The 6,925-nt window shown below is 69.0% G+C and carries 8 protein-coding genes; 4 read left to right on the top strand and 4 right to left on the bottom strand.

Translation table 11 applies throughout. The features are described from left to right. The 4 genes from ACXJKH_RS11890 to bioB form a co-directional block, all read right to left on the bottom strand. Positions 1–368 (bottom strand): SDR family NAD(P)-dependent oxidoreductase (locus ACXJKH_RS11890; RefSeq protein ID WP_457319592.1); only part of this gene is annotated, 368 nt, incomplete at its 3' end. Between the two features lie 57 nt (positions 369–425). Next, positions 426–1,187 (bottom strand): pimeloyl-ACP methyl ester esterase BioH, encoded by a 762-nt coding sequence (gene bioH, locus ACXJKH_RS11885; protein ID WP_457319593.1) that lies wholly within the window; start codon positions 1,185–1,187, stop codon positions 426–428. Between the two features lie 16 nt (positions 1,188–1,203). Further along, positions 1,204–2,415 carry an 8-amino-7-oxononanoate synthase gene (gene bioF / locus ACXJKH_RS11880; protein WP_457319591.1) on the bottom strand — a complete coding sequence of 404 codons (1,212 nt, stop codon included), beginning with the start codon at positions 2,413–2,415 and terminating at the stop codon, positions 1,204–1,206. An 85-nt stretch (positions 2,416–2,500) separates the two neighbouring features. Beyond that, complete coding sequence (gene bioB, locus ACXJKH_RS11875; protein ID WP_256774803.1) at positions 2,501–3,550, bottom strand: biotin synthase BioB; 1,050 nt, start codon at positions 3,548–3,550, stop codon at positions 2,501–2,503. A gap of 247 nt (positions 3,551–3,797) precedes the next feature. On the opposite strand from bioB, the gene ACXJKH_RS11870 reads away from it, so the two are divergent. The 4 genes from ACXJKH_RS11870 to ACXJKH_RS11855 all read left to right on the top strand — a co-directional run. Continuing rightward, the gene (locus tag ACXJKH_RS11870) at positions 3,798–4,337 is read left to right on the top strand and encodes a helix-turn-helix transcriptional regulator (RefSeq protein WP_457319590.1); all 540 of its coding nucleotides are present in this window, start codon (positions 3,798–3,800) and stop codon (positions 4,335–4,337) included. Between the two features lie 2 nt (positions 4,338–4,339). Next, positions 4,340–5,611 carry a type II toxin-antitoxin system HipA family toxin gene (locus ACXJKH_RS11865; RefSeq protein WP_457319589.1) on the top strand — a complete coding sequence of 424 codons (1,272 nt, stop codon included), beginning with the start codon at positions 4,340–4,342 and terminating at the stop codon, positions 5,609–5,611. Between the two features lie 75 nt (positions 5,612–5,686). Beyond that, positions 5,687–6,415 carry a ComF family protein gene (locus tag ACXJKH_RS11860; RefSeq protein WP_457319588.1) on the top strand — a complete coding sequence of 243 codons (729 nt, stop codon included), beginning with the start codon at positions 5,687–5,689 and terminating at the stop codon, positions 6,413–6,415. A 45-nt stretch (positions 6,416–6,460) separates the two neighbouring features. Continuing rightward, positions 6,461–6,925, top strand: a 465-nt coding sequence (locus tag ACXJKH_RS11855; protein WP_457319587.1) for an SMI1/KNR4 family protein, incomplete at its 3' end; no start/stop codon positions are given.

Here is a 6,925-nt window from a genome sequence, read left to right as displayed (position 1 = left end):
GCGCGGATCAGTTCGATGGGGGCCAGCATGTTGGCATCCAGCGCGGCGATCCAGTCCTCGCGGGTGAACTGGCGGAAGTCGCCGGCCGGTGGGCCACCAGCGTTGTTGACCAGGATGTCTACCTGCGGGCACGCCGCCAGCGCGGCCTGCCGGCCTTCGTCGGTGGTGATGTCGGCGACCACGCCGATGACCTGGCGCGCGCCCGGCAGCGCCTGCAGCTCGCGTACGGCGCGGTCCAGCGCGTCTTCACCGCGCGCGGCGATCACCACGTTGACGCCTTCGCGCACCAGCGCACGTGCGCAGCCCAGGCCGAGGCCTTTGCTGGCGGCGCAGACCAAGGCCCAGCGCCCGGCGATTCCAAGGTCCATGGGTCAATCCTGTGGTGGGAGACGGGCGTACATGATCGGCGATGCGTAGCGGCAAGGTCAGGGCAGGGCGGCAACGAAGTGTTGCAGCTGCGCGGCAACCTCATCGCTATGGCCCAGGAACGGGGCGTGGCCACCGTGGGCGACCACGTGCGCCTGCGCCGCCGGGGCCAGTGCGGCCGCCGCCTGCATGGCCTTGGCCGAGACCAGCCGGTCGCGCTGGCCGGCCAGCCACAGGCTGGGCTTGCCCAGGCCGGGCAGGGCGCCGCGCAGATCGGTGGTTTCCAGTAGCCGCAATCCTTCCTGCAACGCGCGTGGGGCCGGCTCGCCGCGCGCGACGAGCAGGTCGCGCAGGGTGCGCAGTTCCTGGCGGGCGTGTTCGGAGCCCATCGCATCCAGCGCCAGGAAGCGTTCCAGTGTGCCGCGGTAGTCCGTGGCCAGGTCCTGGCCGAACTGTTCGAACACCGCCGGCTCGACCGCGTGCGGCCAATCGTCGGCGCACACGAAGCGCGGGGTCGCGGCGATCATCGCCAGCGCGCGCACCTGCGGCAGCGTGGCGGCAGCGTGCAGCGCGAACAGGCCGCCCAGCGACCAGCCGCACCACACCGCCGGCGGCGTGGCCGCGGCAATCGCATTGACCACGTAAGGCAACCGCAGCGGGGTGGGGTCGTCGTGGCTGTGGCCGTGGCCAGGCAGGTCGACCAGGTGCAGCTGATGCTGCGCGGCCAGGCGCTCGACCAGTGGTGCGAACACGCCGCCGTGCAACGCCCAGCCATGGATGAGGACCAGCGCCGGCCCGTGCCCGAGCACCTCGATATGCAGGCTCACAGCGACCGGCTCACGCGCTCAGTGCATCCAGCGACTGCTGCCGCAGCACGGTATCGCGTGCATGCCCGATCGCATCGGTGAGCGCGCGTACCTGGGCCGGGGTGTGCAGCGCGGACAGCGTCACCCGCAGCCGCGCCTTGCCTTCGGGCACGGTCGGCGGGCGGATCGCGCTGACCAGGAAGCCGGAGGCTTCCAGTGCCGCCGACAACGCCATCACCGTCGATTCGCTGCCGCACAGCAGCGGCTGGATCGGCGTGTCCGACGGCATCAGTTCCAGGCCGTGCTGGCGTGCACCGGCGCGGAACACACCGACCAGCTCGGCCAGCTTTTCGCGGCGCCAGTCATCGCGCCGGGCCAGCTTCACCGCCGCCAGCGACGCGGCGGCCTGGGCCGGCGACACCGCCGTGGTGTAGATGTAGGGACGTGCGGTTTCGGCCAGGTGCTGGATCAGCGCTGCATCGCCCAGCACTACCGCACCGCTGCCGCCGAGCGCCTTGCCCAGCGTGGCCAGCTGCAAGGGCACATCGGCCACGCCCAGGCCGGCATCGGCCACGCAGCCGCGGCCGTGCTCGCCGACCACGCCGATACCGTGCGCGTCGTCCACGTACAGCAGCGCTTCCTGCATGCGCGCCACCAGCGACAGCGAACGCAGCGGGGCGATGTCGCCATCCATGCTGAAGACGCCATCGGTGACCAGCATCGCCGCGCCGTCCGGCGCGTGCTTCAACTGGCGCAGCGCGCCTTCGGTATCCAGGTGCGGGTAGCGGCGCAGACGGCAACCGGCCAGGCGCGCGGCATCCAGCAGGCTGGCGTGGTTGAGCCGGTCCTGCACGCACACATCGTCTTCTTCGCTGAGCAGGGCCTGCTGCACCGCCAGGTTGGCGGCAAAGCCGCTGCCGAACAGCAGCGCGCGCGGATAACCGAGCCAGTCGGCCATTTCCTGTTCGAGCGCTTCATGCAGGGCATGGTGGCCGCAGATCAGGTGCGAGGCGGTGGCGCCGGCACCTTCGCGCGCGGCCGCGTCCTGCAGCGCGCTGACCACGCCGAACTGTTGCGACAGCCCCAGATAATCATTGCTGCAGAAGCCGGTCAGCCATTGGCCATTGATCTCCAGCCGCACACCGTCGCGACGGGTCACCGTGCGGCGCACGCGGATGCGCCCCTGCGCGTCGCGGAGCTTGCGCTGGGCCTGGATGCGGTCGTGCAGGTCGGGGCGGGCCATGGTCGTCGGCTGGCATGGATGGGCGGTTAGCGTACCCGGTTGACGGGCCCGGCGCTGCCCCGGCAGGGCCGGCCGGGCGCCGCCCTCAGGCGGCCTGCTCGCAGCCACCCTTGCAGCGGCCTGCCTCGGCCGTGATGTCGGCGTGGACCGTGCCCGGGTGGTCGTGGTCGGCCGCGTCCACCTGGACCGCCATCGGGCGCAGGCCCAGCCGTTCGAACAGGGCCAGGTCGCGCGCGGTGTCCGGGTTGCCGGTGGTGAGCAGCTTTTCGCCATGGAAGATCGAGTTGGCCCCGGCAAGGAAGCACAGCGCCTGCAGCTCATCGCTCATCGCTTCGCGCCCGGCCGACAGCCGCACCATCGAGCGCGGCATGACGATGCGCGCCACCGCGATCATCCGCACGAACTCGAACGGGTCCAGTTCGGCGATGCCGTGCAGGGGCGTGCCGGCGACCTGCACCAGCCGATTGATCGGTACCGAATCGGGATGCGCGGGCAGCGTGGCCAGCGCCAGCAGCAGGCCCGCGCGCTGCTCACGGGTTTCACCCATGCCGACGATGCCGCCGCAGCAGGTCTTCAGCCCGGCATCGCGCACGTGCGCCAGGGTATCCAGGCGGTCCTGGTACTGGCGGGTGTGGATGATCGCGTCGTAGTAGTCCGGCGCGGTGTCCAGGTTGTGGTTGTAGTAATCCAGCCCGGCCTCGCGCAGGGCCACGGCCTGGTCGCCGCTGAGCATGCCCAGGGTGGCGCAGGTCTCCAGCCCCAGCGCCTTCACCTCGCGGATCATCGCCGCCACCTTGGGCACATCGCGATCCTTGGGCGAGCGCCAGGCCGCGCCCATGCAGAACCGCGACGCACCGGCGGCCTTGGCCTGGCGTGCCTTGGCGACCACCGCCTCGGTGTCCATCAGCTTCTGCGCCGCCACCCCGGTGCTGTAGCGCTGGGCCTGGGGGCAATACGCGCAGTCCTCCGGGCAGCCGCCGGTCTTGACCGACAGCAGGGTGGAAACCTGCACTTCCGCCGCATCGAAGTGCTCGCGGTGGATGCCGGCGGCGCGGTGCAGCAGGTCCGGGAACGGCAGTGCGAACAGCGCCAGCAGTTCGTCGCGGTGCCAGTCGTGGCGGAGGGCAGCAGCCATGGGGTGTCCTGACGGAGAGAGGCGAAAGGGCGGCAGTCTGGTGAGTGCAGTCGAAGCTGTCAACCTTGAGGATCAAGTATAGGTTTACAGTGAAACGGTTTGCTCGAGCGGATCAATGTTGAATAAATCCAACACAAACCCCGCGAATGTTGGATTTATGGATCATGGGTGTCTGGCTACGACCCGATGCCGTATGAAATGTAAGATAAAAATGACACCAGCCGCCAAAGTGATGGTTTAATTACGCATGGCCAAGCGAACGCCACCGGTAAGACCAGGAGATGCCAAGCGCATCGCCGCGCTCGGCGAGCGCCTGCGTACCGCGCGGCTCGCGCGTCGCATGAGCCAGGCAAACCTCGCCGAGCGCGTCGGTGTGGATCGCACCACCATAGGCAAGCTGGAAGCCGGCGATGCCGGCACCAGCCTGTCCACCGTCCTGCGCGTGCTTTCCGCGTTAGGCCTGGAGCGGGACATCGAGCGCATTGCAGCGGACGACGCGCTGGGTGCACAGCTGGCTGCAAGCAGCCTGAAACGACCGCCACCGCGCCGCGTGCCCGCCGCAACCGGCCGGGCATCGAGCCCGCAAGGTACGACGCCCGCCACGCTGCAGGTCCGGGAGCCAAGGGGTGCTGAAACGCACCCCACCTATTCGACCGATCACACCGGGCCATCGCAGGACGCAACCGGCGACCGATACACGTTGGTTGCAGGCCATCGCGCGCCGCGTCTGGATGCTCCGGCTGCAACGCCGACGCGGCGTCGATCCCGCGCACCCGGTAGCCGCTGAACATGGCCGGCCGGGAGCAGATCGACCGGGAAGTCTGGTTCGACGCACCGGAACTCTGCCCACCGGTGCAGGTGGGATGGATCAGCCGGCACGCCGGTCGCACCGGCGACACCGTCGCCTTCACCTACGCCGATGTCTGGCTGCGTGGCGCCATGGGCATCGCTCCTTTCGCACTCGATCCCGGCCTGCCGCTGGTGGAAGGCCACCAGTTCGCCCGCACAGGCGCCGGCGAGGTGACCGCCGCGTTCCAGGACTGCTCGCCCGATCGATGGGGGCGGCTGCTGATGGATCGGCGCGAGGCAGTACGCGCCAATCGCGATGGAGTGCCTCGCAGATCCCTGCGGTCGTGGGACTACCTGATGGGAGTGGATGACACCACCCGCATGGGGGCGCTGCGTCTGCGTGATCCGGACACGCAGACGTGGATCACTTCGGACAGCCCGGCCGCACCGCCGGTCACCGACCTGCGCCGATTGGAAAGCATCGCGGGAAAGGTGGAGTCCGGTGCCAGACTCACCCGCGACGAGGAGACGCGCTGGCTGATCCAGCTCGTCGCACCTGGCGCATCACTGGGCGGGGCCCGCCCCAAGGCAGGGTATCGAGATTCCGACGGTGCGCTGTGGTTGGCGAAGTTTCCCGGCAACGAAGATCGCCATGACGTCGGGCTCTGGGAATACATCACCTACCGCCTCGCCACGGAAGCCGGCGTGCGGATGCCGCCGGCCGCCCTGCTGTCGCTTTCCGCGCGCGGGCACACGTTCGCCGTCCAGCGCTTTGATCGTAGTCCTGAGGGGCGGCGTCACTACGCGTCGGCGTTCACCCTGCTCGACGCGACGCACGGCGAAGGCCACAGCTACCTGGATCTGGCCCAGGTGATCGAAAACGTCGGCACGCAGCGGGGCATCGCAGACGATCTTGACCAGCTTTTCCGCAGGGCCCTGTTCAACGTGCTGGTCGGCAACCGCGATGACCACCTGCGTAACCATGGCTTCCTGCGGACCCGGACGGGCTGGTCGCTTTCCCCCGCGTTCGATGTGAACCCGAATACGGCCAGCGACACGCACGTGCTGGCGCTGGACGATGCCGATCCCACGCCAACGACCGCGCATGTTCTGGCGACGGCTGCGTATTACCAGCTGACGCCGGCCGATGCGGCTGTCATTGAACGGCAGGTGCGGCACGCGGTGCGCAAATGGCAGGCAGTTGCCAAGGCACAAGGTGCCAAATGTGCCGAGATGGAGTTGATGGCCTCGGTGATCGACGCCGACCGATAAGGCACCTGCAAGGCGAAACGCCGACGCGCTCGAAGGGAACGCACTGACAGACATTCGCCGACCGAGGCGGCAGCCTTGTCGCACTCCACGCGCTGCGGTGACACCTTGCCTCTTCACTGGTTCGATTCTCTGGCGTGGCTGTCCCGACAGGCCCTGCCGCTGCGCTGCCTGGTCTGTGACGAAGCCGGGGCCGACGGGCGCGACCTGTGCCTGGCCTGCCATGCCGCATTGCCATGGAATGAGCACGCCTGCCCGCTGTGCGCGCTGCCACTGCCAGCCGACGAACCTGCCGAGCGCTGCGGYAGCTGCCAGCACGATCCACCACGCCAATCCGCCGCCGCTGCGGTGTTCCTGTATGCCGCGCCCGTTGACCAGTTGCTGATCCGCTTCAAGTTCCATCAGGATCTGGCGGCGGGACGGCTGCTTTCCCAGCTCATGCTGCAGCGAGTGCCCGCGTTCGCGACCGGTCCGCTGGCGCCGGTGCCACTGCACTGGCGGCGCCTGCGTTCGCGCGGCTACGACCAGGCCCTGGAGCTGACACGCCCGTTGGCGCGCGCGCTGCGACAGCCTCTGTGGTGCGGGCTGCACCGGGATCGGCTCACTGCCGCGCAATCTGACCTGGATGCCGATGCGCGACGTCGCAACCTGCGCGATGCGTTTGCAGTGACCTCGCCGCCACCGTCACGGCTGACCCTTGTCGATGACGTAATGACCACCGGCGCCACGCTCGACGCGGCGGCGCACGCGGTGGAGCGAGCCGGACTGCCCGATGCCGCCCTGTGGGTGTGCGCGCGGGTGCCGTAAGCGACCGCTCTATACTTGGCCGCTGTCATAGGGAAAGCGCACCCGATGGATCCGTTCGCCACGTTCGACTTTGATGATTTCTGGGACGACTGCGAGTACGCCCTGCAGAACTACCAGGAGCCGCCGCCCGGCGATGCAGTGATCGCCGAACTCCAGGCCGAACTGGGCTACCGCATCCCCGACGCATACGTCGCCCTCGCGCGGCGCCACAATGGCGGCCTGCTGCAGCGCAGCTGCCATCCGATGGATGAGGCCACCAGTTGGGCCGAAGACCACATCCAGGTCTGCGGCCTGTACGCGCTGGGGCGGCAGAAGCCCTACTCGCTGGGGGGCGAATTCGGTTCGCGTTTCATGCAGGAGCAGTGGGGCTACCCGGACATCGGCATCGTCTTCGCCGACTGCCCCAGCGCCGGCCACGACGTGATCATGCTGGATTACCGCCACTGCGGGCCGCAGGGCGAGCCGCAGGTGGTGCATGCGGGCCGCAGGGCGAGCCGCAGGTGGTGCATG

The organism is Stenotrophomonas sp. P5_B8 (assembly GCF_054049855.1).
Note: the sequence above shows the minus strand (reverse complement) of the source record. Positions and strands in the feature narration are given on the sequence as shown.